This window comes from Enterobacter cloacae complex sp. OE43NF, assembly GCF_023544405.1.
GTDB classification, from domain to species: Bacteria; Pseudomonadota; Gammaproteobacteria; order Enterobacterales; family Enterobacteriaceae; genus Enterobacter; species Enterobacter cloacae.
Map to the genome: position 1 here is coordinate 1 of NZ_JAMJFW010000059.1, position 25,201 is coordinate 25,201.

Sequence of the window (25,201 nt, forward strand, 5' to 3'; positions counted from 1 at the left end):
TCCTGTCGACGCAGGTGCAGGCAGCCAGTCAAGCAGCAACGGTGCGCTCGTCGGCGATGCGAACGTGCGCGGAATTCAGTCTCAGCTGCGCAGTCTATTGACCGAAGTACAGGCCGGTTCCGTTCAGATTATGGCTCAACTGGGCATTACTCAGGATCCGGTTAAGGGATCGGACGGTACTGTCGGTAACCTTAAAGTAGATGCCGATAAACTAAAAAAAACGCTAACCGACGATCCTAATGCCGTACAGCAGTACTTTATGGGTGACGGGAAAACTACCGGTATGGCAACCCAGATGAACAAAACGTTGGATACCATGCTCAGCACCAGCGTCGGTAAAGAAGGCGTGATCCAGAACGCGAAAGACGGAATCAACAAAACGCTAAAAACGCTGGGCGAACGTTACGATTCTATGGAAGCTTCTATTGACGCAACCATGGCGCGTTACAAAGCGCAGTTCACTAGCCTTGACGTATTAGTCACCAAAATGACCAGTACGGCCAACTACCTGACCCAACAGTTCTCACAGAAATAGTCGTCGCATTGAGGAGTGGATATGTATAAGACCTCTGGTGTTCAATCCTATCAGCAGATAGGAGTAGAAAGCGCAGTCATGAATGCCAGTCCACACCAGCTGATTGTCATGTTGTTTGACGGGGCGCATAGCGCCCTTGTCCGCGCGCGTTTGTTCATTGAAGCCGGACAAATTCGTGAAAAAGGCGAAGCGTTATCCAAAGCCATTAACATCATCGATAACGGACTTAAAACAGGACTGAACATGGAGGTTGAGAGCGAGTTGTCCGGTAACCTTTTCTCCTTGTACGAATATATGGTTCGACGCTTATTACTGGCCAATCTCAATAACGACGTAGACGCAATTGTTGAAGTCGAGGGTTTATTAAACAACATTGCGGATGCGTGGAAGCAAATTGGCCCCAATGCGTCCTCTATTTCAGGATAATTTTGATGAATACTCCCAGCGCAGCGCTTATCCACTGGCAGGCGTTACATGCTCAGAGCATTGCTATGCTAAATCTTGCACATTCTGGCCAATGGGATGCGCTTATCGAGCAGGAAATGCATTACGTACAACTGGTGGAAAGGATTTCTCAAACACCCATCATGTCATGCCCTCCGGCTCAGGTTGAGCAAGCGCGTGCGCTGCTGGAAATGATCCTCGAAAATGAGAATGCGCTAAAGGCGTTGCTGAAAGTTCGCATGGACGAACTGCGCAGCCTCATTGATCAAACCGGTAAACAGCAATCCATCACATCAACCTATGGAAAGCTGTCAGGGAATATTCTTTATCCAGAAAGTTTGACCCGCGACACACAATTATGATTTCTTCATCCATACTCCAGAAGTCAGCCAAACGGCTTCTGGAGCACGGACGATGAAAAACCCCACCCTGTTACAATGCTTTCACTGGTATTACCCTGCAGGCGGTGAATTGTGGCGAGAGGTCACGGCATTAGCCCCCAATCTTAACGAAATCGGCATCAATATGATCTGGCTGCCGCCAGCCTATAAAGGCGCATCGGGCGGTTACTCGGTCGGGTATGATTCTTACGATCTGTTTGATCTCGGCGAGTTTGACCAGAAAGGCAGTGTTGCCACCAAATACGGTGATAAAGCCCAGCTTCTGGAAGCCATTGATGCGCTCAAAAGCAATAACATCGCGGTGCTGCTGGATGTGGTGGTTAACCACAAAATGGGCGCCGATGAGAAAGAGCACGTTCGCGTTCAGCGCGTGAACGAACAGGACCGCACGCAAATCGATGATGAGATCATCGAGTGCGAAGCCTGGACCCGCTACACCTTCCCTGCCCGCGCCGGACAGTATTCGCAGTTCGTCTGGGATTATAAATGCTTTAGCGGCATCGACCACATCGAAAACCCCGATGAGGATGGCATCTTCAAAATCGTCAATGACTACACCGGCGAAGGCTGGAACGATCAGGTCGATGACGAAATGGGTAATTTCGACTATCTGATGGGCGAAAATATCGATTTCCGTAACCATGCCGTGACGGAGGAGATCAAGTACTGGGCGCGCTGGGTCATGGAACAAACCGGCTGCGACGGATTCCGCCTGGATGCGGTCAAACACATCCCCGCCTGGTTCTATAAGGAGTGGATTGAACACGTTCAGGAAGTAGCGACGCAGCCGCTGTTTATCGTCGCGGAATACTGGTCGCACGAGGTGGATAAACTGCAGGCCTATATTAATCAGGTCGAGGGTAAAACGATGCTGTTTGATGCCCCCCTGCAGATGAAATTCCACGAGGCCTCACGCCAGGGGCGGGACTACGACATGAGCCAGATTTTCACCGGCACGCTGGTGGAGGCCGATCCGTTCCATGCGGTGACGCTGGTTGCCAACCATGACACCCAGCCGTTGCAGGCGCTTGAAGCCCCGGTGGAAGCCTGGTTTAAACCGCTGGCGTATGCGCTGATCCTGCTGCGGGAAAATGGCGTGCCGAGCGTGTTTTATCCCGATCTCTTTGGCGCCAGCTATGACGATACCGGGGGAGACGGTGAAACTTACCACATTGATATGCCGGTGATTGAGCAACTGCACGAGCTGATCCTCGCCCGTCAGCGCTTTGCCCACGGCGTGCAGACGCTGTTTTTTGACCACCCTAACTGCATCGCATTCAGCCGCAGTGGCACGGAAGAGGATCCCGGTTGCGTGGTGGTGATGTCCAACGGTGATGATGGCGAGAAGGTGATCTGCCTTGGGGAAAACTACGGCAACAAAACCTGGCGTGATTTTCTCGGCAATCGTGAAGAAACGGTCACCACCGCAGCGGATGGCGAAGGGACATTTACCTGCAAAGGCGGAAGCGTGAGCGTGTGGGTAATTGAGGATGCATTGTAGTATTTGAAGAGTGCGGCCAGATGCCCTCACCCCGGCCCTCTCCCACAGGGAGAGGGTGCAAACACCAAAAACAGCTACGGTAGCTTACTCTCCAGCGGATTTTTGCTCAGGTAATCGGCACACTCCACCGTTGGGCGATCGACCTTCTGCAGCTCCATGCCATCATATTCCAGCACCGCGCCATCGCGCTCCAGCGGGTAGATATCCAGCTTGCTGGTTACGTTGTAATAGCTGTCTGAACGCAGCATGATTTTACCCGGCACGGCAATTACGCGCTGCCATTGACGGCAGTCCAGCGTATCGCCCTCCTCCGTCACCACCAGCGTGGCAATCGCCTCCGGGCTGACCATTTTGCTCTGCGGCCCCTTTGACTGCCAGTATCCCGCCAGATGCGCCGGAACAGGATGTTTGATCACATCCTTGTAGCTATCAACCTGTACGCACCCGGTGAGTGCCAGCAGCGCGCCAGCAATTGCTATTTTTTTCATCATCTTTCCTGCATTCGAAGAAAAAAATATTGTGGCATTAAAGCGCTAAGGCTGCCAGCGAAGATCGTCCAGGTCTTAGACCTGCATCCCCATCACTTCCTGATACGCAGACACCAGCTTATTACGCACCTGGATCCCCATCTGCAGAGAGACCGAGGCTTTTTGCAAATCGGTCATCACATCGTTCAGCGCCACGCCAGGTTCACCGAGGGTGAACTTCTCGGCCTGGGTACGCGCGGCGGTCTGGGTATCGCTGATACGGTCGAGCGCAGCATGCAGTTGCCCGGCAAAGCTGATGGTCGGCTGCTGTTCTGCCACATTCTGATTACGGGCCGTCATCGCGGTTGCCTGCAGCTGACTGATAACCCCTTCAATACCCTGTATAGCCATGACTCTCCCCTGGATGGTTTTTTACGCGGTCAAGACTAACAGCTTGTCAATAAGATAATGGCGGTAAATAGCGATAAAAAACCAGGTTATTTGGCCCATAGAAAATCACGAATCATCAAATAATGGCTGGGCCATCAATATGGAACTTTTGTCGTGTTTGCCGACCCGGGAGTCAGTTTTGTTTCTCTACACGAATAACGTAAACCACCAGGATTTAAGAGGTGCGCAATGAGTGCAGCAGCATCGACAGCGCCGCAGAATAAATCACTCGAGTGGATGAACCGCCTTCGCGCGAATCCTAAAATCCCGTTGATCGTGGCAGGCGCTGCCGCAATTGCGATCCTTGTAGCGATGGTGTTGTGGGCGAAAAGTCCTGATTACCGCACGCTTTACAGCAACCTTTCCGATCAGGATGGCGGCGCCATCGTCACCCAACTGACTCAAATGAACATCCCTTATCGCTTCGCCGATAACGGGGGTGCGCTTGAGGTACCGGCAGATAAAGTCCATGAACTCCGTCTGCGTCTGGCGCAGCAGGGCCTGCCGAAGGGCGGCGCGGTAGGTTTTGAACTGCTGGATCAGGAAAAGTTCGGTATCAGCCAGTTCAGCGAACAGGTGAACTACCAGCGTGCGCTGGAAGGTGAGCTGGCCCGCACGATTGAAACATTAGGCCCGGTGAAGAGCGCCCGCGTGCACCTTGCCATGCCTAAACCGTCCCTGTTTGTCCGCGAACAGAAATCCCCGTCGGCTTCCGTCACCGTCAACCTTGAACCCGGCCGGGCGCTGGATGAAGGGCAAATCAGCGCGGTTACACATTTAGTTTCCAGCGCCGTCGCCGGTTTACCGCCGGGTAACGTCACGCTGGTTGACCAGAGTGGTCACCTGCTGACCCAAAGCAATACCGCCGGGCGCGATCTGAATGACGCGCAGCTGAAATATGCCGCCGATGTGGAAGCGCGCCTCCAGCGCCGCATCGAAGCGATCCTCGGCCCGGTTGTGGGTAACAGCAACGTCCATGCCCAGGTTACCGCGCAGATCGACTTCTCTAATAAAGAACAGACCGAAGAGCAGTACCGCCCGAACGGCGATCCGGCTCAGGCAGTGATGCGCTCTCGCCAGGTTAACGAAAACGAACAGGTTGGCGGTGCATACCCAGGCGGCGTGCCGGGCGCACTCTCTAACCAGCCTGCCCCGGCTAACGCGGCCCCTATTTCCACGCCGCCGGCTAATCAGCAGAACGGTCAGCAAAATCAGCAGACCACAACCTCGACGGCCAGCAATGCCGGTCCACGTACCAGCAGCCGTAACGAAACCACCAACTACGAAGTGGATCGGACTATCCGCCACACGAAACTGAACGTGGGTGATATTCAGCGTCTGTCGGTGGCCGTCGTGGTGAACTACAAAACGCTGCCGAATGGCAAACCGCTGCCGCTGACGGCAGAGCAGATGAAGCAGATCGAAGACCTGACCCGTGAAGCGATGGGTTACTCCGAGAAGCGTGGCGATAGCCTCAACGTGGTGAATTCACCGTTTAACCCGGTAGATGAGACCGGCGGTGAGCTGCCGTTCTGGCAACAGCAGGCGTTTATCGATCAGCTGATATCTGCTGGACGCTGGCTGCTGGTGCTGATTGTCGCCTGGCTGCTGTGGCGTAAGGGCGTTCGTCCTCAGTTGCAGCGTCGTGCAGAAGCCGAGAAAGCGGCTCGCGAACAGATGAACGCGCGTCAGGAAGTGGAAGAAGCGGTGGAAGTCCGCCTCAGCAAAGATGAACAGATGCAGCAGCGTCGTGCTAACCAGCGCATGGGTGCTGAGGTCATGAGCCAGCGCATTCGCGAAATGTCAGATAACGATCCGCGCGTCGTGGCGCTGGTCATCCGCCAGTGGATGGGTAACGAACATGAGTAATACGCTTACGGGCACCGATAAAAGCGTCATCCTGCTGATGACCATTGGCGAAGATCGTGCGGCAGAGGTGTTTAAACACCTCTCCCAGCGAGAAGTACAAATTCTGAGTGCGGCCATGGCCAACGTACGTCAGATCTCCAACAAACAGCTGACCGAAGTGTTGTCGGAGTTTGAGCAGGAAGCCGAACAGTTTGCAGCGCTCAACGTCAACGCCAACGACTATCTGCGCTCCGTGCTGGTCAAGGCGCTGGGCGAAGAGCGTGCCGCCAGCCTGCTGGAGGACATTCTCGAAACGCGCGATACCGCCAGCGGGATCGAAACGCTCAACTTTATGGAGCCGCAGAGTGCCGCCGACCTTATTCGCGACGAGCACCCGCAGATTATCGCCACCATCCTGGTTCACCTCAAACGTGGTCAGGCGGCCGATATTCTGGCGCTGTTCGAAGAGCGCCTGCGTCACGATGTGATGCTGCGTATCGCCACCTTCGGCGGTGTCCAGCCAGCCGCGCTGGCGGAGCTGACCGAAGTGCTGAACAACCTGCTCGACGGCCAAAACCTCAAGCGCAGCAAAATGGGCGGCGTGAGAACGGCAGCGGAAATCATCAACCTGATGAAAACGCAGCAGGAAGAAGCCGTTATTACGGCGGTTCGCGAGTTCGACGGCGAGCTGGCGCAGAAAATTATCGACGAGATGTTCCTGTTCGAAAACCTGGTCGAAGTGGACGACCGCAGCATCCAGCGCCTGCTCCAGGAAGTGGACTCCGAGTCGCTGCTTATCGCCCTCAAAGGTGCCGAACAGCCGCTGCGCGAGAAGTTCCTGCGCAACATGTCCCAGCGTGCGGCAGATATCCTGCGCGACGACCTTGCCAACCGTGGCCCGGTGCGTCTGTCTCAGGTGGAAAACGAACAGAAAGCGATCCTGCTCATCGTTCGTCGTCTGGCAGAAACCGGCGAGATGGTAATTGGCAGCGGAGACGACACCTATGTCTAATGAGCTACCGTGGAAGCGCTGGACGCCTGACGATCTGGCCCCTGCCCTCTCTGAATTCACCCCGGCTGTCGTAGCGTCGCCCGAGGAGGGCGATACCGACGTCGAGGCGCCTGAACTGAGCGAAGAAGAACAGCGCACGCAGATGCTGGCGCAGTTACAAATGCAGGCGCATGAGCAGGGTTTTAATGCGGGTCTGAATGAAGGCCGACAGAAAGGCCATGACCAGGGTTATCAGGAAGGTCTGGCGAAAGGGTTAGAACAGGGTATTGAGCAGGCGCGCCAGCAGCAGGCGCCTCTCCATGCCCGTATGCAGCAGCTGGTCAGCGAGTTCCAGCATACCCTGGATGCGCTGGACAGCGTGATTGCTTCCCGGTTGATGCAGATGGCGCTGGAAGCGGCCCGTCAGGTGATTGGCCAGACCCCGGCGGTCGATAATTCAGCGCTGATCAAACAAATTCAGGGCCTGCTGCAGCAAGAGCCGTTGTTCAGCGGGAAACCGCAACTGCGCGTTCATCCGGACGATCTCCAGCGCGTGGAAGAGAGTCTCGGTGCCACGCTGAGCCTGCACGGCTGGCGTCTGCGCGGTGACCCGTCGCTACATCACGGTGGATGCAAAGTCTCCGCCGATGAAGGCGATCTGGATGCCAGCGTCGCCACCCGCTGGCAGGAACTGTGCCGCCTGGCGGCTCCGGGAGTCGTCTGATGACCGCACGCCTCACTCGCTGGCTCAACACGCTCGATAACTTTGAAACGAAGATGGCGCAACTGCCATCTGTTCGTCGTTATGGGCGCCTGACCCGCGCCACCGGTCTGGTGCTGGAAGCCACCGGCCTGCAGTTGCCTCTGGGAGCCACCTGCGTGATCGAGCGTCAGGATGGGCAGGAAACGCGAGAAGTGGAAAGCGAAGTGGTGGGCTTTAACGGCCAGCGTCTTTTCCTTATGCCGCTTGAAGAGGTGGAAGGCATTCTGCCCGGCGCGCGCGTCTATGCAAAAAACATCATCGGCGATGGTCTGCAAAGCGGTAAGCAGCTCCCGCTCGGCCCTGCCCTGCTGGGCCGCGTGCTGGACGGCAGCGGTAAACCGCTCGACGGCCTGCCCGCCCCGGACACCACCGAAACCGGCGCGCTGATCACCCAACCGTTTAACCCCCTGCAGCGTACCCCGATCGAACATGTTCTTGATACCGGTGTGCGCCCGATCAACGCCCTGCTGACCGTCGGTCGCGGCCAGCGTATGGGTCTGTTCGCCGGTTCAGGGGTGGGTAAATCGGTCCTGCTCGGCATGATGGCCCGTTACACCCAGGCCGATGTGATCGTCGTGGGGCTGATCGGTGAACGTGGCCGCGAAGTTAAAGACTTCATTGAAAACATTCTGGGTGCGGAAGGCCGCGCCCGTTCGGTGGTCATCGCCGCCCCGGCGGATGTCTCCCCGTTGCTGCGTATGCAGGGTGCCGCGTATGCCACCCGCATCGCCGAAGATTTCCGTGACCGCGGCCAGCACGTGCTGCTAATCATGGACTCCCTGACCCGTTACGCGATGGCGCAGCGTGAAATCGCGCTGGCCATCGGTGAGCCACCGGCCACCAAAGGCTATCCGCCGTCGGTCTTTGCCAAACTCCCGGCGCTGGTTGAACGCGCAGGGAACGGCATTAGCGGCGGTGGCTCCATTACCGCGTTTTATACGGTGCTGACCGAAGGCGACGACCAGCAGGACCCGATTGCCGACTCCGCGCGGGCGATCCTCGACGGTCATATTGTGTTATCGCGTCGCCTGGCCGAAGCCGGACACTATCCGGCCATTGATATTGAAGCATCCATCAGCCGCGCAATGACGGCGCTGATTACCGAGAAGCACTACGCCCGCGTGCGTAACTTCAAACAACTGCTCTCCAGCTTCCAGCGCAACCGCGACCTGGTGAGCGTGGGGGCGTATGCCAAAGGTAGCGATCCCATGCTCGACAAAGCGATTAGCCTGTGGCCGCAGCTGGAGGCATTTTTGCAACAAGGCATATTTGAACGTGCCGACTGGGAAGATTCGATTCAGGCTCTGGAGCTGATTTTCCCGCAGGTGTAACACAGGTGGAGGGCGACGATCATGGCGCAAAACAGCGCGTTATCAACGCTGAAAGATCTGGCTGAAAAAGAAGTTGATGATGCCGCATTGCAGCTTGGCGCAATGCGACGCGGGTGCCAGCAGGCTGAAGAGCAGTTGAAGATGTTAATCGACTATCAGCATGAGTATCGCACCAACCTCAATACCGATATGACACAGGGCATTGGAAGCCAGCGCTGGATTAACTATCAGCAGTTTATTCAGACGCTGGAGAAGGCGATAGAACAGCATCGCCAGCAGCTTCAGCAATGGACCCAAAAAGTCGACACCGCGCTGAATTTCTGGCGCGAGAAGAAGCAGCGACTGCAGGCCTGGCAGACCTTACAGGACCGGCAGATTGCCGCGGCGACGCTGGCGGAAAACCGCCAGGATCAGAAAAAAATGGATGAGTTTGCCCAGCGCGCATCAATGAGGAAACCGGAATGATCACACTGCAACAACTGCTGATGACCGACAGCGACCTGTCAGGCGGCATGCAAACGGGGAAAGGCACCGACGGTGCGCAAGACTTTCTTTCTCTGCTGGCGGGCGCGTTAACGGACGCCAGCGGTCAGGGCAAAGATGCGCCGCTGACGCTGGCCGACCTGAAGGCGGCTGGCAGCAAGCTGTCCAGGGTCGCGAAGGACGCCGGGGGAGAGTCCACCCTGCAGGCGAAAATTGCCGATCTGCTCGCGCGTCAATCCACGCAGGCTGGCGATGAAACGGCGCAGACGACGCCGCTGCAAACGCTGGTCTCCGGGCTGATGCCTGCCGCTAAGGGCGATGCCCTGAAGACGTTGACCACGGCGAATAGTGCCGATAACAGCAAAACCGAACTGAGCGAAGAAGAGCTGGCGGGCTTAAGCGCGCTGATGGCCATGCTGCCGCACCAGCAAACCTCCACGCCGGTCACGGCGAAAGGCACGGGCAGTGAGGGGCTCAAAGCAACGTCTGCCCTGACCGCCACGACGCTTACGCAAAACGGCACGTCTGCACACGCAATGGGCAGCGCCCTGACGGGCAAGGATAACGCGCAGCCGTCTTTCGCCGGGCAGGCGCAAAGCGTTGATCCGTCCCTGCCGGCCAACGCACCGGCGACGCCAGCGCTCGCCGTCGCGGCCGAGAAACAGGATCTTGCCAGCGCGTCTTCGTCTTCAACACCAACCGCCACCCTGGCGCCGATTGTCTCCAGCCACGCCACCGCGCAGCCTGCCGCAACCGTTGCCACCGCACCGGTGTTGAGTCAGCCGCTCGGCACCCACGAATGGCAACAGAACCTGAGCCAGCACATTACGCTGTTTGCGAAGCAAGGACAGCAAACCGCAGAGTTGCGCCTGAACCCGGAAGATCTGGGCCAGGTGCACATTTCGCTGAAGCTGGATAATGACCAGGCGCAGCTGCAGATGGTCTCTGCGCACGGCCACGTGCGTGCCGCACTGGAAGCCGCCCTGCCGGTACTGCGTACCTCACTGGCGGAAAACGGCATTCAGCTTACGCAGAGTAGCGTCAGCAGCGAGAGCTTTGCCGGGCAGCAGCAGTCTTCGTCCCAGCAGCAACAGCAGGCGTCGCGTTCCGGCCAACATGGCGGATTTACTGAAGAGAGCGATGAGTTGCTGCCGACCCCGGCAGCCCTGCAATCCGCTGCGAGCGGCAACCGCGCCGTAGACATCTTCGCCTAAACGCCAGAGGTAGCGTGATTATCCCCGTCTTTTCCACGCTTTGACGTCAGCCGGACACGGGATAATCACCATATTAAGCTGTACCGAAACAGGAAGCTCGTATCAGATGACTGACTCCGCGATCACCAAAAAAAGTAAGCGTTCCATCTGGATCCCGCTGCTGGTGTTAATCACGCTCGCCGCCTGCGCTACCGCGGGCTATAGTTACTGGCGCATGCAGCAGAAACCTTCTACTGCTGCGGCCAAAGCCGAACTGCCACCTCCGCCGGCACCGGTGTTCTTCCCGCTGGATACCTTCACCGTCAACCTCGGTGATGCGGATCGTGTGCTGTATGTCGGCATCACGCTGCGCCTGAAAGATGAAGCCACCCGTTCCCGACTGAACGATTACCTTCCGGAAGTGCGCAGCCGTCTGCTGCTGCTGTTCTCTCGTCAGGACGCTTCAACGCTTGCCACCGATGAAGGCAAGCAAAAGCTGGTCGACGCCATTAAGCAAACGCTGGCGACCCCGCTGGTGAACGGCCAACCTAAGCAGGAAGTCACTGACGTTCTGTATACAGCCTTTATTCTGCGGTAACGACATGGGCGACAGTATTCTTTCTCAGGCAGAAATCGATGCGCTGCTCAACGGCGACAGCGATAAGAGTGATGATCCGCAACCGGGCATTGGCGGCGATAGCGATATTCGTCCCTATGACCCGAATACCCAGCGTCGCGTGGTACGTGAACGTCTGCAGGCGCTGGAGATCATTAACGAACGTTTTGCACGTCAGTTCCGTATGGGGCTGTTTAACCTGCTGCGTCGTAGCCCGGATATCACGGTCGGTGCGATCCGCATTCAGCCGTATCATGAGTTTGCCCGCAACCTGCCGGTGCCAACCAACCTTAACCTGATCCATCTGAAACCGCTGCGCGGCACAGGTCTGGTGGTGTTTTCCCCAAGCCTGGTGTTCATTGCGGTGGATAACCTGTTCGGCGGCGACGGGCGCTTCCCGACCAAAGTAGAAGGTCGTGAATTCACCCACACCGAACAGCGCGTCATTAACCGCATGCTGAAGCTGGCGCTGGAGTCATACAGCGACGCGTGGAAGGCCATTAACCCGCTGGAAGTGGAGTATGTGCGTTCTGAGATGCAGGTGAAATTTACCAACATCACCACCTCTCCGAACGACATCGTCGTCAACACGCCATTCCACGTGGAGATCGGTAACCTGACCGGCGAATTCAACATCTGCCTGCCGTTCAGCATGATCGAACCGCTGCGCGAGCTGCTGGTCAACCCGCCGCTGGAGAACTCACGTCATGAAGATCAGAACTGGCGTGAAAACCTGGTGCGCCAGGTCCAGCACTCACAGCTTGAGCTGGTGGCGAGCTTTGCCGATATTCCGCTGCGGTTATCCCAGATCCTGAAATTACAACCCGGTGACGTTTTGCCGATAGAAAAACCCGACCGCATTATTGCCCATGTGGATGGTGTCCCCGTGCTGACAAGTCAGTACGGCACAATTAACGGCCAGTATGCGTTACGCGTTGAGCACTTGATCAACCCGATTTTGAATTCGCTGAATGAGGAACAGCCCAAATGAGTGACATGAACAATCCGTCCGATGAAAACAGCGGAGCACTGGACGATCTGTGGGCTGACGCGTTAAACGAGCAAAAAGCGACCCCGGCCAAAAGTGCAGCGGATGCCGTCTTCCAGCAGTTAGGCGGCGGTGATGTCAGCGGTACGCTGCAGGACATCGACCTGATTATGGATATCCCGGTTAAGCTGACCGTTGAGCTGGGCCGCACCCGCATGACCATTAAAGAGCTGCTGCGTCTGACGCAGGGTTCCGTCGTGGCCCTCGACGGTCTGGCCGGTGAGCCGCTGGATATCCTGATCAACGGGTATCTGATTGCTCAGGGTGAAGTGGTGGTCGTGGCCGATAAATACGGCGTGCGTATCACCGACATCATTACCCCGTCTGAGCGCATGCGTCGTCTGAGCCGTTAAGAATGAAAACCCAGGCAACAGTATCACAACCTTCCGCCGTTCCCGGCTCACCGCTGCTCCAGGTGAGCGGTGCGTTGCTCGGTATTATTGCCTTTATTCTTATCGCCGCCTGGCTGGCGAAGCGTTTTGGCCTGGCGGGTAAAACCGCCGGGACGCGCGGTCTGAAGGTCAGCGCCAGTACAGCACTGGGTCCACGCGAGCGCGTGGTCATCGTAGACGTTGAGGACGCACGGCTGGTGCTGGGCGTCACCGCGTCAAACGTCAACGTTTTACATAAACTGCCGCCCGCCCCTGCTATCAGTGATGAGCGTGCAGAAACCCCTGCGGATTTCCAGTCCGTCATGAAGAGTTTGCTTAAGCGTTCCGGGAGATCCTGATGCGCCGTTTGTTATCCCTGACGCTCGCGGGCGTTGGCCTGTTTGCTCCTGCGGTTTATGCGCAACTGCCCGGTCTGGTTTCAACCCCTCTGGCGGGCGGCGGACAAAGCTGGTCGCTCCCGGTTCAGACGCTGGTGTTCATCACCTCGCTGACCTTTATTCCGGCGATCCTGCTGATGATGACCAGCTTTACCCGCATCATCATTGTCTTTGGCCTGCTGCGAAACGCGCTGGGTACCCCTTCCGCGCCGCCGAACCAGGTGCTGCTGGGCCTGGCCCTGTTTTTGACCTTTTTTATTATGTCGCCGGTTATCGATAAGATTTATACCGACGCCTACCAGCCGTTCAGTGAAGATAAAATCTCCATGCAGGAGGCGCTGGAGAAAGGCGCGCAGCCGCTGCGTGAATTCATGCTGCGCCAGACGCGCGAAGCGGATCTGGCCCTCTTTGCCCGCCTTTCCAACACCGGGGAGCTGCAGGGCCCGGAAGCCGTGCCGATGCGCATACTGCTGCCTGCGTACGTCACCAGCGAGCTGAAAACCGCCTTCCAGATTGGCTTTACCATCTTTATTCCGTTCCTGATTATCGACCTGGTGATCGCCAGCGTACTGATGGCGCTCGGTATGATGATGGTACCGCCAGCCACCATTGCCCTGCCCTTTAAGATCATGCTCTTTGTGCTGGTCGACGGCTGGCAGCTGCTGGTCAGTTCGCTGGCGCAGAGTTTCTACAGTTGAGGTGCGCGCAATGACGCCAGAATCGGTCATGATGATGGGCACGGAAGCGATGAAAATCGCAATTGCCGTTGCCGCGCCGCTGCTGCTTGTCGCCCTGGTGACCGGTCTGATCATCAGTATTCTGCAGGCCGCCACGCAGATTAACGAAATGACGCTCTCGTTCATTCCGAAAATCATCGCCGTGTTCGTGGCAATCATTGTTGCCGGGCCGTGGATGCTCAATCTACTGCTGGACTACATGCGTAACCTGTTTACCAATCTGCCGTACATCATCGGCTGACGCGACGATGCTCCATTTTACCAGCGACCAGTGGATTCAGTGGCTTGGGGTCTATTTCTGGCCCATGCTGCGCATCCTGGCGCTGATCACCACCGCCCCGATTCTGAGCGAGAAAGCGATCCCGAAGCGGGTCAAAGTGGGGCTGGGCATCATCATCACCATCATCGTTGCCCCTTCCCTGCCTCCGGTGAATATCCCGATCTTCTCGGCCAATGCGGTATGGGTGGCGTTGCAGCAAATTCTGATTGGCGTCGCGGTCGGGTTTACCATGCAGCTGGCCTTTGCGGCCGTGCGCACCGCCGGGGAACTGATCGGCCTGCAGATGGGGCTATCGTTCGCCACGTTTGTCGACCCCGGCAGCCACCTCAACATGCCGGTGCTGGCGCGCATTATCGATATGCTGGCGATGCTGCTTTTCCTGTCGTTTAACGGCCATCTGTGGCTCATCTCCATGCTGGTGGACACCTTCCACACGCTGCCCATTGGGGAAAACCCGGTTAACAGCAATGCGTTCCTGGCACTCACCCGCGCCGCAGGGCTGGTTTTCCTCAACGGATTGATGCTGGCGCTGCCGATCATCACCCTGCTCCTGACCGTGAACCTGGCGTTGGGTTTACTCAACCGCATGGCCCCGCAACTGTCGGTGTTCGTCATTGGTTTTCCGCTGACGCTGACGGTGGGAATTTTATTAATGTCATTGCTAATGCCACTTATCGCCCCCTTCTGTGAGCATTTATTCGGCGAGATATTCAACCTCTTAGCGGATATTGTCAGCGAGCTGCCACGTAAATAATAGTCCTCACAGTTGATATTGTCTTTCTGAGGATATTCCTAAAATAAAACACGAAAAACATCTTCCAGGATATATCTGACGCGGTTTAATTGTTTCTAACCACCTCACAATACTTAATATTTACTTTACTTTAAGATGATTCCTGGCAAATTATACGTAACTTTACGGGATAGTGAGTCCGCCTGAAAGTCTTTGTCATGCTCACAGGTTTATTAATTTTTTCCATCCCGTATGGCTGTTTATGAGCTCTCAGGCAGATGGTGAATTATCGTTACGCATTGAGTGAGGGTATGCCATGTCAACGATCATTATGGATTTATGCAGCTATACCCGGCTAGGGTTAACCGGGTATCTGGCAAGCAGAGGGGTAAGAAAGAGAGACATCAACGACGCACACACCGTTGAGGAGCTCGCAGCCGCTTGTGATGAACTCAAACCAGGCGTGGTGTTTATTAATGAGGACTGTTTCATTCACGATCCAGCCAACAGTCAGCACATTAAGCAAATCATTAATCAGCATCCTAAAACCCTGTTTATTGTTTTTATGGCGATCGCAAATATCCATTTCGATGAGTATTTGTTGGTCCGTAAAAATTTATTGATCAGTTCTAAATCGATAAAACCAGAGTCGCTGGATGACATTCTGGGGGATTATTTGAATAAGGAAGTTAAGAATGTAGGAGCGGTTAACTTACCCACCCTATCATTAAGCAGAACTGAATCAAGCATGCTGCGAATGTGGATGGCCGGGCAAGGAACGATTCAAATTTCAGACCAGATGAATATTAAAGCGAAAACCGTTTCGTCACATAAAGGAAATATTAAAAGGAAGATTAAAACCCATAATAAGCAAGTGATCTACCACGTTGTCCGCCTGACCGATAATGTGACGAACGGGATTTTCGTCAACATGCGTTAGTTGCATAAGACCTTGAGTACCCTACACGATCTCTGGCCTGGCCAGAGATTTTTGCTTTTACGGGCGCTGTCGGGCACGCAACCGGGCACCCGACGCCGTATTACTCCGCTTTTTCCACAAAGATGCCATCCGGATGCCCCAGTTCGTTAAAGAACCAGATGCCGAGCGGGTAGTCTTCCAGTGATACCAGATACATTGTACCTTCACTAAACTCTTCAATTGCCAGTACCACCCCCGGGCGGCGCGGTCCACCGTCCGTTTTGACAGTAACCCGATCGTTAACCTTCATACGTTCCTCCTGTGGTTTTGAGCCAGTGTAGAACAAAACGCAAAAACACACATCGCCACCGGACGCGAATGGCGTTTTTATACACTAAATCATTCAAGTTGCGTCAAGGCGGCAAGTCTGAGAATCCCCAGGAGCTTACTTAAGTAAGTGACTGGGGTGAGCAGACGCAGCCAACGCAGAAGCAGCTTGAAGGATGACGTGTATGTTCAGTCTATACTTACCGTTGGACACGGTTGAATGAGGACCCCGAAATGAAGACCGATAAAGAGTACAGCGACACCATCAAACGCGAGGTCGAAGTGGATGTCGATGCCCTGTTGGCCGCCATCAATGAGATCAGTGAGTCAGAAGTTCGTCGTACGGATGACAACTCTGACCGGGTCATTGTTAACGGCAGGGATTATCACACCTACCGTGAACTGGCCGAGGCCTTCGAGCTTGATATCCATGACTTTAGCGTGTCTGAAGCGAATCGTTAGGGCGAAAAAAATCCCGGTCATGGGGATGGCCGGGATCAAACTTGCTTATGCAAGAAGCACTTGAAAATTCGTTACACCAGGAAATCTGATGTAGCTGAAACACTATCCTCAACGATTTTGCCTGACAAGCATATATTCTCATGGCGAATATTATATTTTCTAAACGTGAATTTTTGTTATGAGCAGCAAGGTACGTCGAATGCGGGTTTGGCGGGATCGGTTCCGCGCGTTTCCCTTCCGACAGTCCTATTTTTTTAGGAAAATTCTTAGATGAGGCACTATTCGCAATCGGGAGCTGCACGACCTTCCCTGCAGGACACCCTGCTGGTTTTTTCCGACCTGGATGGTTCGTTGCTGGATATTCATACCTACGCCTGGCAGCCGGCAATGCCCTGGCTGGATAAGCTGCAGGATTTTCAGGTACCGCTCATTCTGTGCAGCAGCAAAACCGCAGCAGAGATGCAGGATTTTCAGCAGGATCTGGGCCTCGAGGGGTTACCCTTTATTGCCGAAAACGGCGCGGTCATCCAGCCCGATGTCCGTTGGGAAAAGGCGCAGCGCCATACTATGGGAATGCTCCACCGCGACATTCGCCCGTACATCGAGCAAATCCGCCTGCAGGCAGGGTATAAATTCACCACCTTTGACGATGTCGATGACCGGGTGATCGGCGAATGGACGGGGCTGAGCCGCTATCGTTCCACGCTTGCGCGTAAACATGAAGCCTCTGTCACGCTCATCTGGCGCGACACCGATGAGAAAATGGTGCAGTTTGAAGAGGAGCTGGCGCAGCGCGGTCTTAAATGCCTGCAGGGTGCCCGCTTCTGGCACATTCTGGACGCCCGCTGCGGAAAGGACGTGGCGGTGAACTGGCTCATTGCGCAGTATCGCGAACAGGAAGGCATCATGCCCACGACGCTCGGGCTGGGCGATGGTCCGAATGATGCGCCCCTGCTCGACAGCGTCGACTTCGCGGTAGTGATCAAGGGCATTAACCGCCAGGGCATCACGCTGCGCGACGATAACCCTGCCCGGGTGTATCACACGCAGCAAGCAGGACCGGCGGGCTGGCATGAAGGGCTGGATCACTTCTTGTCGTGATCGTCCCAGACCACCTGGTTGCGGCCGCGCTGTTTTGCCAGATACAGCCGGGCATCCGCTATCGACTGCAGTTGTTCGAAGTCGTAATTCCCCTTCTCCTGCGCACAGCTGACCCCCATCGACGCGCTGATACGCAACGTCGTGCTCTTTTTCACCAGGATCTCTTTGCTGTCGATGCGTGAGCGAATGCGTTCCGCCACCGCTCTCGCCTCCTCCAGCCCGATACCCGGCAGGACCACGCAAAACTCTTCCCCGCCCACGCGCCCGGCAACGTCGTTCTTACGCAGGGCGCTGGCAATCAGCCCCGCCGCATGGGACAGCACCTTATCTCCGGCCTGATGGCCGAAGCGGTCGTTAATGCTTTTAAAATAATCGAGATCGATCTGCACCACCGAGAACGGCAGCGACTGCGCCTGACATTGCCCGGCCAGCGCTTTTGCCCTCTCAAACAGCGCCCCACGGTTATGGAGGCGGGTGAGCGGATCGTGCCAGGCCTGCCACTGCAACGAGTGCTGGAGCGTGTACATGTTGCTGACCATCCGGCGGATCACCAGCCAGGAGATCAGCAGCATGGCGGTGAAGAGCGCCCACAGGAGCGCCAGCACGATACTGATGCTGCCGAAGTCGCCTTTCACGCCTTCATGCAGGGTATGCACCCGCAGGATAACCCCGTCAAAATGGTCGAGCCGCTCCCAGCTGACAAAACGGCTGCCGAGCCGGATCCCGCCACCGGTATTGTTCTCAATAGCATGCGCAATCTGTGCCGTTTCACGCTCATCAAAATGGTTGGCCTCGCTTGTGGACGCTTCAGAAGAGGCAATCATATTGAGCCGGGTATCATACAGCTGATATTCACCCTCGGCGTGGTCATCCGTCGCGTCGGCCAGCATCCGTTTCATGGTATTGAGAGAAAAATCCATCGCCACCACGCCGTACCAGTAATGGTCAAAATAGATGGGTACGCTGGCGGTGATCATGCGCTCGTTGCCCGTCCAGGTTGACGGCGAGGTGATAAACCACAGCACCGCGCGCGCACGGTTGTTACGTTCCGTTTGCTGCGTAAACCAGGGCTGGGTCACCAGATGGTAATAGCGCGGGATAATATCGGCAGTCTTTGTCGCGGTCTCCGTGGAGAGGTAAAACCCGGCGCGGGAGACATAGACCACCCGTTCTTCGCTGCGCATGACCGGTGAGGCCAGCCTGAGCAAATACCCCACTTCAAGCGCAGCAGACACTTCATTATCGAGAAGTTCATCGTCGCGATTAAGCAGCGTGGTCTTTTCAACAAAGGCATCCGATACGCCGTTGATGGGCAGCGTACGTTTTGTATCCACAGCCAGCTGCCAGAAAGGACGAGACCGGTCTGCATTGAAGCGTGTCACCGCTGCACGCAGGACATCAAACGCCAGCGGCGTCTGGAGCGCATCGCGCATGCTCTGGCGAAAAAAAAGCAGTTTGTCCACGCTGAACTGAAGCTGTCTGTCCAGCGACGTGGCCACCGTTTCCAGATGGTTGCGCTGGCTTGAGATATAGGCATCTTCCAGCACTACCACTTCACGCCAGGTGAGGAGGGTCGAAAAAACCAGTACCACCAGAAAACAGAGATTAACAATCGCACCTGGATTGCTACGCTTATGCAGCCATTGCAGAAAAGTTCGTCTTACAACAAAAGTATCACGCTGCACACATACTCCCTGATCGCTTCCTTACACCCGATACTTGATATAAAAACGCCCGGCAAGGCCGGGCGTTAAGTGATTAAGCCTTGTCACGCTTTTGCCGCCCGTCACCCGGCTGAAGCTCATCTTCACGAAACGCTTCCCGCTTGATGCTGTAACCGTCATGCCACCGACACTCCACCATTCCGCTGGAATAGCCGGTGACAATCATACGTGGGCCGCCCTTCTTAGGCTTAACTTCATCACTGACCAAAAAGACCATACCTGCCTCCTGTATCAGGGTGAAACTGTTTCAATTTAGACGAGGAATGGCCTTTTTGCATCCTGGCGCGGGTAACAATTAGTGCGCCGTACCGCGCAGCTTTTCAACCAGCTTCACTGCGGCGACCACGATACTGCCCACAATAAAGCCCAGCACCAGATTAAGCAGCGAAGGCAGAATGGCCGCCACCACGGCGCCCTGCTGTGCAGCAAAATGTTCTATCGCATGGTGCAGCGGCGCAATACCGTGTACCACAATCCCACCGCCGACAAGGAACATCGCCAGCGTCCCCACCACGGAAAGACTCTTCATCAGCCACGGGGCGAGCACCAGCAGGCTTTTACCGATCCCTTTAGCTACCGCGCTCGATTTCGCTTCAAGCCAGAAGCCAATGTCATCGAGTTTAACGATAAGCCCTACCAGGCCGTAAACCCCCACCGTCACCAGAATGGCGATCCCGGAGAGGATCAGCACCTGATTCAGCAGCGGCGATTCAGACACAATACCCAGGGTAATGGCCACAATCTCCGCCGACAGAATAAAGTCGGTACGAACGGCGCCCTTGATTTTATCGCGTTCGAAGGTTTTTGGATCCTGCGCTGCCAGCGCTTCCAGACGCTGCTGGCGCATTTCTGGCGTGTCGTGCTTCTTCCTCGCGGCGAAGGAGTGCAGCACCTTCTCTACCCCTTCAAAGCATAAAAAAGCGCCGCCAATCATCAGCAGCGGCGTAATCGCCCAGGGGATAAAGGCGCTGATCAGCAGCGCCAGCGGCACCAGGATCACCTTGTTGAGGAATGAGCCTTTCGCCACGCCCCATACTACCGGCAACTCACGGTTAGCCCGCACCCCGCTTACCTGTTGCGCATTTAGCGATAAATCATCCCCCAGAACCCCTGCTGTTTTCTTCGCCGCCAGTTTTCCCATAACGGAAATATCGTCCAGCAAGGTGGCAATATCGTCCAGCAATGTTAATAAGCTACTTCCCGCCAAAATGACTATCCTTCTTTTTTTGCTAATTAAGTGAATAGTATGGAACAAAACCGCACACCCGGAAACAGGCACATTGCGTCAACAAAAATTTCACAGCAACTACACAATTAAAGGGCTCGCCAGCCCGGTAGTTTTGGCGTTTACTATGAGCGAACTTTTTATTTCGTCGTGAGGGACTATGCGTTTTCGGCACTTACTACCGCTCATCGGGGCGCTCTTTTCGCTGTATATCATCTGGGGGTCAACCTACTTCGTCATTCGCATTGGGGTGGAAAGCTGGCCTCCGCTGATGATGGCGGGTATCCGTTTTCTCTCGGCTGGCGTCCTGCTGATGGCCTTCCTGCTGCTGCGCGGACATAAACTCCCCCCGCTGCGCCCGATGCTGAATGCGGCGCTGATTGGCCTGCTGCTGCTGGCCGTGGGCAACGGCTTTGTCACCGTCGCTGAACATCAGAACGTGCCCTCCGGTATCGCGGCGGTAGTGGTCGCCACCGTCCCGCTGTTCACGCTCTGCTTTAGCCGTCTTTTCGGCATTCGCACCCGCAAGCTGGAATGGCTGGGGATTGGAATTGGGCTCGCCGGGATCATTCTGCTCAACAGCGGCGGCAACCTGAGCGGTAACCCGTGGGGGGCCGTGATTATCCTTATCGGATCCATGAGCTGGGCGTTTGGCTCCGTCTATGGTTCGCGTATTGAGCTGCCGTCCGGCATGATGGCGGGTGCCATTGAGATGCTTGCCGCAGGCATTGTGCTGCTGATTGCCTCCATGCTGACGGGCGAAACGCTGACAACCATGCCGGATCTGTCTGGCTTCCTTGCCGTGGGTTATCTGGCGCTGTTTGGCTCCATCATTGCCATTAATGCGTACATGTTCCTCATCCGCAACGTCTCTCCGGCGGTCGCCACCAGCTACGCCTACGTTAACCCGGTCGTGGCCGTGCTGCTGGGAACGGGACTCGGCGGTGAAACGCTGTCGCCGGTTGAATGGCTGGCGCTGGGCGTGATTGTCTTTGCCGTGGTGCTGGTCACGCTGGGGAAATACCTGCTGCCCGCTAAGCCTGAGGTGGTGCCGTGTCAGGTGGAGAAACCGTAAACGGATGAATGCCCTGAGTGTCGATCTGCGCGGTCTGACCGCCGCCGCAGATCCACTCTTCCAGCCGTTCGGTCAGATCCCGATCGTTCAGCTTCAGTCTGCCGCGTAGCGCACACTCCCACACCACCAGCACCCGCCATCCCTGTTCGACAAGCGTGGCGATATCCCGCCGATCGCGCTGGACGTTTTTGCCAATCTTCTCCAGCCAGAAATCGGTGCGCGTCGCCGGGACTTTAAACAGATAGCAGTCGTGACGGTGCCAGAAGCAGCCGTGGGTAAAGATAATGCACTCATAGGCATCAATGACGAAATCAGGACGCCCGGCAAGTGCGGCATCCTGCACCCGAAAGTCAAAGCCTGCCTCGGTCAGTAGCCCGGCGAGGCGTTTCTCAATTGCCGTATCACGCGTGCCGATGGCACGCATGTTTTTACTGCGCGTCGCCTTATTGTGCACATCCGTCATTGACGGCCTCACTCTGGCGCAGGGCAACCGCCTGTTTAATGCGTGAGGACAGCAGTTTCGCCACCGCCGCAAAGGCGGGCACCACCACCGAGTTGCCAAACTGTCGGTAGGCCTGCGTATCAGAGACCGGAATGCGGAAGCTGTACCCCTGCGGCGTCTCAAACCCCATCAGCCGCGCGCACTCGCGTGGGGTTAAGCGACGTGGACGATGACGCTGGTTCTCAGGGTTATCAAAGTCTTTCTCGCCCAGCGCTTTGTCCCAGCCACGATCGATCAGGATCTCCGCACCGTCTTTGTAATAGCGCGCGGACAGGGTGCGGGTGACACAGTGCGGATCGTTCGGGTTGACCAGGCCAAAACCAAAACCGTTGCCTTTTGCCTGATGCTTTTTGGCATAGCGATAGAGGTACTTCCACAGCACCGGGGTGAGGATAAATTTCGCGTCGACGGCGGGCTCCAGAAGATCGGCGACGGACGGACGGCGCGCCGGATAGAGCGACGGGATATCCCGCAGGGTAAAATCACCTTTCAGGTTGAGATCGCGGCGGAACCCGACCAGCACAATACGTTCCCGGTGCTGGGGCAGGAAGTGTTTCCCGTCAATGATTTTCGGATCATCGGCACCCATATCCTGGGAGTCCGCCACGTCGTAGCCCAGCTCATCCAGCGTCTGCATAATAATGCGGAAGGTTTTACCGCCGTCATGACTCTTTAAATTCTTGACGTTTTCCAGCACAAAAATGGCCGGACGGCGGGCATCGATAATACGGGCGACATCAAAAAACAGGGTTCCCTGCGTATCGCAGGCAAAACCGTGGGCTCGTCCGAGGGCATTTTTCTTCGATACCCCGGCAAGCGAGAATGGCTGACACGGGAAGCCCGCCAGCAGTACGTCATGCGCCGGGATGTTCTGCCGAATATGCTCTGCCGCCTCTTCATCGCTCACGCCGCTTTTATGGCTCAGCGTGACATCGCGGATATCCGCGTTGAACTGATGCGCATCCGGGTCACAATACCAGTTGGCTTTATAGGTGCGGACCGCGTGTTTGTTCCACTCACTGGTGAAGACGCACTGTCCGCCGATGGCTTCAAATCCGTGTCGAATGCCCCCGATACCGGCAAACAGATCGATAAAGCGGAAGGCATAATGGGGATGGGCGGCGGAAGGACGCGGAAGCAATGTTTGCAGATAACGAAACTCGCCGTCGCTCAGGCGATGCCCTGCCCGCTCGCTGGTGATAAGTCTCTTAATGATTGCCGGGCTCCAGTGGCCCTCACCGTGTGCCATGAGCTGGCTGGCGAGGGTTTTGGCATCATAGATATCCAGCAGCTGGCGCAGCAGCGCCTGCACCGTTGCCGTTGATTTCTCAGCCTGCTCAGGTGCGGGCTCACTCACTGATCGATTTTCCTGCATTCTTTTAACCGGACAATAAAGACTGGAAACAGATTACCACAGTTCAACGGTGCAAACTGCGGCGGAAGCGGCTCAGTACCTGGCTATCCAGCCCCAGGCAGTCACCCTGTAATTCGGCACTCAGTTTTGCCATAAACTGGATGAGAAAATCGGCGTTGTGGCGTGCCAGCTCGCGCCCCATTTCTGTTTGCATTGTATCAGGCAGGCGCAGCAGCTTGGTCTGAAAATGGTCGAGGGCAAACGTCCGGTCATCAAGGGTTCGCGCATCAGCAAAGGGATCGCGTGCGTCAAAAAGCGGCACGCCCAGCGCCCCCGAAACGGCAAACACGCGCGCCAGGCCAATCGCCCCTAACGCTTCCAGCCGGTCAGCATCCTGCACAATTTTCGCTTCCAGACTCTGCGGCGCGATCCCGGCGCTGAAGCTGTGCGCCTCAATAGCATGCGCCACGGCGTCATAATGCGCGGGGGGAAAGTCCGGGAAGTCGCGATGCAGGATCTCACGCGTTTTACGCGCTGCCAGCTGGGATGACTGGCCGCGTTCAGGATGGTTTTTCGGCAGGCTGACAATATCGTGGAAATAGCAGGCGGTCAGGATCACCAGCGGCTCGACCGCCTGGTTAGCCAGGATTTTTTGCGCCGTCATCCAGACGCGACGAAAGTGCGAAATATCATGCGCGGTGTCGTCGGTGGTGTGGTTTTCCCCGAGCCAGCGCTCAAAACGTTGCTGCCACTGCGTAAGTTCCATCATCACGTCCTGTTGTTAAAATGGTTACAATAGCAACTTTCCCGGACGCTATCACGAGTTGTCCTGACGGGGACGGGTGTACCACGCAATCCCGCCCAGGATCAGGCCGACCGTGCCCAGCACCAGAAACCCCAGCAATGCCCCAAGCCATTTGCCGCTGGTCGACCCCAAATCCCCCTCCACTGCCGCATTCGGCAGCGACGGTATTTTACTGATCACCCAGAAATACCGGGCCATCGCCCAGACAAAGTAACCGCAAAAAGCATAAAACACCCACAGGGCCAGTTTGCCTCCCAGGCTGCGTTCGATTTTTCGTTCCATCTTTCACTCCACGGTCACCGCCGTACCGTTTGCACATGCTTACTCTGGTTTTGTGATAATCGTCACATTTTGGCATTAAACCCTGTGCTGTGTGAAGATTTCTGACGCTCAGTTTGCCTTAAGTTGATCCTGGGCAAGGTTACAGAAGAGGACGACTGGTGAGTGTTTAATTCGGAGAAATATAATTAAGGCTAATAAAAGAATTTATAAAATAACCACGAAAAATACTTAATAATAATTAACCAATATATATTTCAAATTATAATTCACGAGAAAAATAAAGCGACACTTAGAAATATTTAGTAATATTTTTACCCATTTAATTACATTTATTATTGAACTTAAACCCCCTCTCCTGGAATAGTATCGACGCTGTAGTTGCGGAGCGTGATTACATATATTCATATAAATTATCTCTAAAGGGAATATATAATGAAAAGAAAAGTATTGGCCATTCTTGTACCCGCGTTATTAATGGCTGGCGCAGCAAATGCCGCTGAGATTTATAACAAAGGCGGTAATAAACTGGATTTGTACGGAAAAGTTGATGCTCGTCATACTTTCTCTGACAATGCAAAAGAAGATGGCGACGATACCATTATTGAAGTGGGTTTCCGCGGTGAAACACAAATTAATAGTGAACTGATGGGTTATGGCCAGGCACTGTTAAAAACTCAGGCAAGTGATACGGAAGGCGCACAAAATAGTTATGCAAAACTTGCCTTTGCTGGTCTGAAATTTGCAGATTACGGTTCATTTGATTATGGCCGTAATTATGGTGTGATTTATGACGTCGAAGCATGGACTGATATGCTGCCAGTGTTCGGTGGTGACT

General features: G+C 55.5%; 31 protein-coding genes and 1 pseudogene. 22 read left to right on the plus strand and 10 right to left on the minus strand.

Translation table 11 applies throughout. From position 1 onward, the window contains the following. The 4 genes from fliD to amyA form a co-directional block, all read left to right on the plus strand. Nucleotides 1-535, plus strand: a 535-nt coding sequence (gene fliD / locus M8370_RS20360) for a flagellar filament capping protein FliD (protein ID WP_250021643.1), incomplete at its 5' end; no start/stop codon positions are given. Nucleotides 536-556: 21 nt separating this feature from the next. Next, complete coding sequence (gene fliS / locus M8370_RS20365; protein ID WP_250021644.1) at nucleotides 557-961, plus strand: flagellar export chaperone FliS; 405 nt, start codon at nucleotides 557-559, stop codon at nucleotides 959-961. Between the two features lie 5 nt (nucleotides 962-966). Continuing rightward, on the plus strand, nucleotides 967-1,341 hold the full coding sequence (gene fliT, locus M8370_RS20370; protein ID WP_250021645.1) for a flagella biosynthesis regulatory protein FliT: 375 nt from the start codon (nucleotides 967-969) through the stop codon (nucleotides 1,339-1,341). A gap of 52 nt (nucleotides 1,342-1,393) precedes the next feature. Further along, a complete protein-coding gene (gene amyA / locus M8370_RS20375; protein WP_020687606.1) occupies nucleotides 1,394-2,881 on the plus strand; it encodes an alpha-amylase in 1,488 nt (495 codons plus the stop codon). Between the two features lie 74 nt (nucleotides 2,882-2,955). Here the strand turns inward: amyA and yedD are convergent, their stop codons facing one another. Then, nucleotides 2,956-3,369, minus strand: coding sequence for a lipoprotein YedD (gene yedD, locus M8370_RS20380; RefSeq protein WP_048972049.1), 414 nt, complete (start codon nucleotides 3,367-3,369; stop codon nucleotides 2,956-2,958). Nucleotides 3,370-3,444: 75 nt separating this feature from the next. Then, nucleotides 3,445-3,759, minus strand: coding sequence for a flagellar hook-basal body complex protein FliE (gene fliE / locus M8370_RS20385; RefSeq protein WP_013097729.1), 315 nt, complete (start codon nucleotides 3,757-3,759; stop codon nucleotides 3,445-3,447). Between the two features lie 228 nt (nucleotides 3,760-3,987). Here fliE and fliF point away from each other — a divergent pair, with 228 nt between their 5' ends. The 14 genes and pseudogenes from fliF to rcsA all read left to right on the plus strand — a co-directional run bounded on the left by fliF (nucleotide 3,988) and on the right by rcsA (nucleotide 15,530). After that, nucleotides 3,988-5,667, plus strand: a complete 1,680-nt coding sequence (gene fliF, locus M8370_RS20390) for a flagellar basal-body MS-ring/collar protein FliF (RefSeq protein ID WP_250021646.1) — start codon at nucleotides 3,988-3,990, stop codon at nucleotides 5,665-5,667. Continuing rightward, on the plus strand, nucleotides 5,660-6,658 hold the full coding sequence (fliG, locus tag M8370_RS20395) for a flagellar motor switch protein FliG (protein ID WP_008500327.1): 999 nt from the start codon (nucleotides 5,660-5,662) through the stop codon (nucleotides 6,656-6,658). Before fliF ends, fliG begins: the two co-directional genes overlap by 8 nt. After that, nucleotides 6,651-7,361, plus strand: a complete 711-nt coding sequence (gene fliH / locus M8370_RS20400; RefSeq protein WP_013097731.1) for a flagellar assembly protein FliH — start codon at nucleotides 6,651-6,653, stop codon at nucleotides 7,359-7,361. Before fliG ends, fliH begins: the two co-directional genes overlap by 8 nt. Further along, on the plus strand, nucleotides 7,361-8,731 hold the full coding sequence (gene fliI / locus M8370_RS20405) for a flagellar protein export ATPase FliI (protein ID WP_013097732.1): 1,371 nt from the start codon (nucleotides 7,361-7,363) through the stop codon (nucleotides 8,729-8,731). Before fliH ends, fliI begins: the two co-directional genes overlap by 1 nt. Nucleotides 8,732-8,752: 21 nt before the next feature. Continuing rightward, nucleotides 8,753-9,196 carry a flagellar export protein FliJ gene (fliJ, locus tag M8370_RS20410; protein WP_013097733.1) on the plus strand — a complete coding sequence of 148 codons (444 nt, stop codon included), beginning with the start codon at nucleotides 8,753-8,755 and terminating at the stop codon, nucleotides 9,194-9,196. Further along, the gene (gene fliK / locus M8370_RS20415) at nucleotides 9,193-10,428 is read left to right on the plus strand and encodes a flagellar hook length control protein FliK (protein ID WP_250021647.1); all 1,236 of its coding nucleotides are present in this window, start codon (nucleotides 9,193-9,195) and stop codon (nucleotides 10,426-10,428) included. Before fliJ ends, fliK begins: the two co-directional genes overlap by 4 nt. Before the next feature lie 106 nt (nucleotides 10,429-10,534). Beyond that, on the plus strand, nucleotides 10,535-11,005 hold the full coding sequence (gene fliL, locus M8370_RS20420) for a flagellar basal body-associated protein FliL (RefSeq protein WP_014832480.1): 471 nt from the start codon (nucleotides 10,535-10,537) through the stop codon (nucleotides 11,003-11,005). Between the two features lie 4 nt (nucleotides 11,006-11,009). After that, complete coding sequence (gene fliM / locus M8370_RS20425) at nucleotides 11,010-12,014, plus strand: flagellar motor switch protein FliM (protein WP_013097736.1); 1,005 nt, start codon at nucleotides 11,010-11,012, stop codon at nucleotides 12,012-12,014. Beyond that, nucleotides 12,011-12,424: a flagellar motor switch protein FliN gene (gene fliN / locus M8370_RS20430; protein WP_008500318.1), complete on the plus strand. Its 414-nt coding sequence runs from the start codon at nucleotides 12,011-12,013 to the stop codon at nucleotides 12,422-12,424. The genes fliM and fliN overlap by 4 nt, the downstream gene beginning before the upstream one ends. 2 nt (nucleotides 12,425-12,426) lie before the next feature. Then, a complete protein-coding gene (gene fliO / locus M8370_RS20435) occupies nucleotides 12,427-12,801 on the plus strand; it encodes a flagellar biosynthetic protein FliO (protein WP_038979690.1) in 375 nt (124 codons plus the stop codon). Next, nucleotides 12,801-13,538, plus strand: a complete 738-nt coding sequence (gene fliP / locus M8370_RS20440) for a flagellar type III secretion system pore protein FliP (protein ID WP_013097738.1) — start codon at nucleotides 12,801-12,803, stop codon at nucleotides 13,536-13,538. The genes fliO and fliP overlap by 1 nt, the downstream gene beginning before the upstream one ends. Before the next feature lie 10 nt (nucleotides 13,539-13,548). Beyond that, nucleotides 13,549-13,818, plus strand: coding sequence for a flagellar biosynthesis protein FliQ (gene fliQ / locus M8370_RS20445; RefSeq protein WP_008500315.1), 270 nt, complete (start codon nucleotides 13,549-13,551; stop codon nucleotides 13,816-13,818). Between the two features lie 7 nt (nucleotides 13,819-13,825). Next, nucleotides 13,826-14,627, plus strand: a pseudogene (fliR, locus tag M8370_RS20450) (flagellar biosynthetic protein FliR). Nucleotides 14,628-14,906: 279 nt separating this feature from the next. Further along, entirely contained in the window at nucleotides 14,907-15,530 is a 624-nt protein-coding gene (gene rcsA, locus M8370_RS20455; protein ID WP_013097740.1) for a transcriptional regulator RcsA, read from the plus strand. Nucleotides 15,531-15,630: 100 nt separating this feature from the next. Here rcsA and dsrB read toward each other — a convergent pair whose 3' ends face one another. Then, entirely contained in the window at nucleotides 15,631-15,819 is a 189-nt protein-coding gene (gene dsrB, locus M8370_RS20460) for a protein DsrB (RefSeq protein WP_013097741.1), read from the minus strand. Nucleotides 15,820-16,070: 251 nt separating this feature from the next. Between dsrB and yodD the strand changes: the two genes are divergently transcribed. Together yodD and M8370_RS20470 are read left to right on the plus strand one after the other, a co-directional pair. Continuing rightward, complete coding sequence (gene yodD / locus M8370_RS20465) at nucleotides 16,071-16,298, plus strand: YodD family peroxide/acid resistance protein (RefSeq protein ID WP_013097742.1); 228 nt, start codon at nucleotides 16,071-16,073, stop codon at nucleotides 16,296-16,298. A 270-nt stretch (nucleotides 16,299-16,568) separates the two neighbouring features. Then, nucleotides 16,569-17,399, plus strand: a complete 831-nt coding sequence (locus M8370_RS20470) for a mannosyl-3-phosphoglycerate phosphatase-related protein (protein ID WP_250021648.1) — start codon at nucleotides 16,569-16,571, stop codon at nucleotides 17,397-17,399. Here the strand turns inward: M8370_RS20470 and dgcQ are convergent. The 3 genes from dgcQ to M8370_RS20485 all read right to left on the minus strand — a co-directional run bounded on the left by dgcQ (nucleotide 17,384) and on the right by M8370_RS20485 (nucleotide 20,339). Next, complete coding sequence (dgcQ, locus tag M8370_RS20475) at nucleotides 17,384-19,084, minus strand: cellulose biosynthesis regulator diguanylate cyclase DgcQ (protein ID WP_114518953.1); 1,701 nt, start codon at nucleotides 19,082-19,084, stop codon at nucleotides 17,384-17,386. The two genes, M8370_RS20470 and dgcQ, sit on opposite strands and share 16 nt — an antisense overlap. A gap of 73 nt (nucleotides 19,085-19,157) precedes the next feature. Next, nucleotides 19,158-19,340 carry a YodC family protein gene (locus M8370_RS20480; protein WP_013097745.1) on the minus strand — a complete coding sequence of 61 codons (183 nt, stop codon included), beginning with the start codon at nucleotides 19,338-19,340 and terminating at the stop codon, nucleotides 19,158-19,160. Between the two features lie 78 nt (nucleotides 19,341-19,418). After that, nucleotides 19,419-20,339 carry a DUF808 domain-containing protein gene (locus M8370_RS20485; protein WP_250021650.1) on the minus strand — a complete coding sequence of 307 codons (921 nt, stop codon included), beginning with the start codon at nucleotides 20,337-20,339 and terminating at the stop codon, nucleotides 19,419-19,421. Between the two features lie 169 nt (nucleotides 20,340-20,508). On the opposite strand from M8370_RS20485, the gene yedA reads away from it, so the two are divergent. Continuing rightward, nucleotides 20,509-21,423 (plus strand): drug/metabolite exporter YedA, encoded by a 915-nt coding sequence (gene yedA, locus M8370_RS20490; protein ID WP_013097747.1) that lies wholly within the window; start codon nucleotides 20,509-20,511, stop codon nucleotides 21,421-21,423. Here the strand turns inward: yedA and M8370_RS20495 are convergent. The 4 genes from M8370_RS20495 to drpB all read right to left on the minus strand — a co-directional run bounded on the left by M8370_RS20495 (nucleotide 21,383) and on the right by drpB (nucleotide 24,366). After that, a complete protein-coding gene (locus tag M8370_RS20495; protein WP_023619809.1) occupies nucleotides 21,383-21,886 on the minus strand; it encodes a very short patch repair endonuclease in 504 nt (167 codons plus the stop codon). The two genes, yedA and M8370_RS20495, sit on opposite strands and share 41 nt — an antisense overlap. Beyond that, nucleotides 21,867-23,282 (minus strand): DNA cytosine methyltransferase, encoded by a 1,416-nt coding sequence (locus tag M8370_RS20500; protein ID WP_023619810.1) that lies wholly within the window; start codon nucleotides 23,280-23,282, stop codon nucleotides 21,867-21,869. The genes M8370_RS20495 and M8370_RS20500 overlap by 20 nt, the downstream gene beginning before the upstream one ends. 61 nt (nucleotides 23,283-23,343) lie before the next feature. After that, nucleotides 23,344-24,045: a phosphohydrolase gene (locus tag M8370_RS20505; protein ID WP_250021651.1), complete on the minus strand. Its 702-nt coding sequence runs from the start codon at nucleotides 24,043-24,045 to the stop codon at nucleotides 23,344-23,346. Between the two features lie 51 nt (nucleotides 24,046-24,096). Continuing rightward, a complete protein-coding gene (drpB, locus tag M8370_RS20510) occupies nucleotides 24,097-24,366 on the minus strand; it encodes a cell division protein DrpB (RefSeq protein WP_100168332.1) in 270 nt (89 codons plus the stop codon). A 432-nt stretch (nucleotides 24,367-24,798) separates the two neighbouring features. Between drpB and M8370_RS20515 the strand changes: the two genes are divergently transcribed. Beyond that, nucleotides 24,799-25,201: porin (locus M8370_RS20515; protein WP_250021649.1), on the plus strand; the 403-nt coding region annotated here is incomplete at its 3' end.

Excerpts from the sequence above, each read along its gene's own strand:
- amyA (WP_020687606.1), top strand. The coding sequence starts at position 1,394 with ATGAAAAACCCCACCCTGTTACAATGCTTTCACTGGTATTACCCTGCA.
- fliL (WP_014832480.1), top strand. The coding sequence starts at position 10,535 with ATGACTGACTCCGCGATCACCAAAAAAAGTAAGCGTTCCATCTGGATC.
- yedA (WP_013097747.1), top strand. The coding sequence starts at position 20,509 with ATGCGTTTTCGGCACTTACTACCGCTCATCGGGGCGCTCTTTTCGCTG.
- fliI (WP_013097732.1), top strand. The coding sequence starts at position 7,361 with ATGACCGCACGCCTCACTCGCTGGCTCAACACGCTCGATAACTTTGAA.
- fliS (WP_250021644.1), top strand. The coding sequence starts at position 557 with ATGTATAAGACCTCTGGTGTTCAATCCTATCAGCAGATAGGAGTAGAA.
- fliK (WP_250021647.1), top strand. The coding sequence starts at position 9,193 with ATGATCACACTGCAACAACTGCTGATGACCGACAGCGACCTGTCAGGC.
- fliO (WP_038979690.1), top strand. The coding sequence starts at position 12,427 with ATGAAAACCCAGGCAACAGTATCACAACCTTCCGCCGTTCCCGGCTCA.
- fliE (WP_013097729.1), bottom strand. The coding sequence starts at position 3,759 with ATGGCTATACAGGGTATTGAAGGGGTTATCAGTCAGCTGCAGGCAACC.
- M8370_RS20480 (WP_013097745.1), bottom strand. The coding sequence starts at position 19,340 with ATGGTCTTTTTGGTCAGTGATGAAGTTAAGCCTAAGAAGGGCGGCCCA.
- rcsA (WP_013097740.1), top strand. The coding sequence starts at position 14,907 with ATGTCAACGATCATTATGGATTTATGCAGCTATACCCGGCTAGGGTTA.
- yedD (WP_048972049.1), bottom strand. The coding sequence starts at position 3,369 with ATGAAAAAAATAGCAATTGCTGGCGCGCTGCTGGCACTCACCGGGTGC.
- fliG (WP_008500327.1), top strand. The coding sequence starts at position 5,660 with ATGAGTAATACGCTTACGGGCACCGATAAAAGCGTCATCCTGCTGATG.
- fliP (WP_013097738.1), top strand. The coding sequence starts at position 12,801 with ATGCGCCGTTTGTTATCCCTGACGCTCGCGGGCGTTGGCCTGTTTGCT.
- dsrB (WP_013097741.1), bottom strand. The coding sequence starts at position 15,819 with ATGAAGGTTAACGATCGGGTTACTGTCAAAACGGACGGTGGACCGCGC.
- fliF (WP_250021646.1), top strand. The coding sequence starts at position 3,988 with ATGAGTGCAGCAGCATCGACAGCGCCGCAGAATAAATCACTCGAGTGG.
- drpB (WP_100168332.1), bottom strand. The coding sequence starts at position 24,366 with ATGGAACGAAAAATCGAACGCAGCCTGGGAGGCAAACTGGCCCTGTGG.
- fliJ (WP_013097733.1), top strand. The coding sequence starts at position 8,753 with ATGGCGCAAAACAGCGCGTTATCAACGCTGAAAGATCTGGCTGAAAAA.
- M8370_RS20505 (WP_250021651.1), bottom strand. The coding sequence starts at position 24,045 with ATGGAACTTACGCAGTGGCAGCAACGTTTTGAGCGCTGGCTCGGGGAA.
- M8370_RS20470 (WP_250021648.1), top strand. The coding sequence starts at position 16,569 with ATGAGGCACTATTCGCAATCGGGAGCTGCACGACCTTCCCTGCAGGAC.
- fliM (WP_013097736.1), top strand. The coding sequence starts at position 11,010 with ATGGGCGACAGTATTCTTTCTCAGGCAGAAATCGATGCGCTGCTCAAC.
- yodD (WP_013097742.1), top strand. The coding sequence starts at position 16,071 with ATGAAGACCGATAAAGAGTACAGCGACACCATCAAACGCGAGGTCGAA.
- fliN (WP_008500318.1), top strand. The coding sequence starts at position 12,011 with ATGAGTGACATGAACAATCCGTCCGATGAAAACAGCGGAGCACTGGAC.
- fliH (WP_013097731.1), top strand. The coding sequence starts at position 6,651 with ATGTCTAATGAGCTACCGTGGAAGCGCTGGACGCCTGACGATCTGGCC.
- M8370_RS20495 (WP_023619809.1), bottom strand. The coding sequence starts at position 21,886 with ATGACGGATGTGCACAATAAGGCGACGCGCAGTAAAAACATGCGTGCC.
- fliQ (WP_008500315.1), top strand. The coding sequence starts at position 13,549 with ATGACGCCAGAATCGGTCATGATGATGGGCACGGAAGCGATGAAAATC.
- fliT (WP_250021645.1), top strand. The coding sequence starts at position 967 with ATGAATACTCCCAGCGCAGCGCTTATCCACTGGCAGGCGTTACATGCT.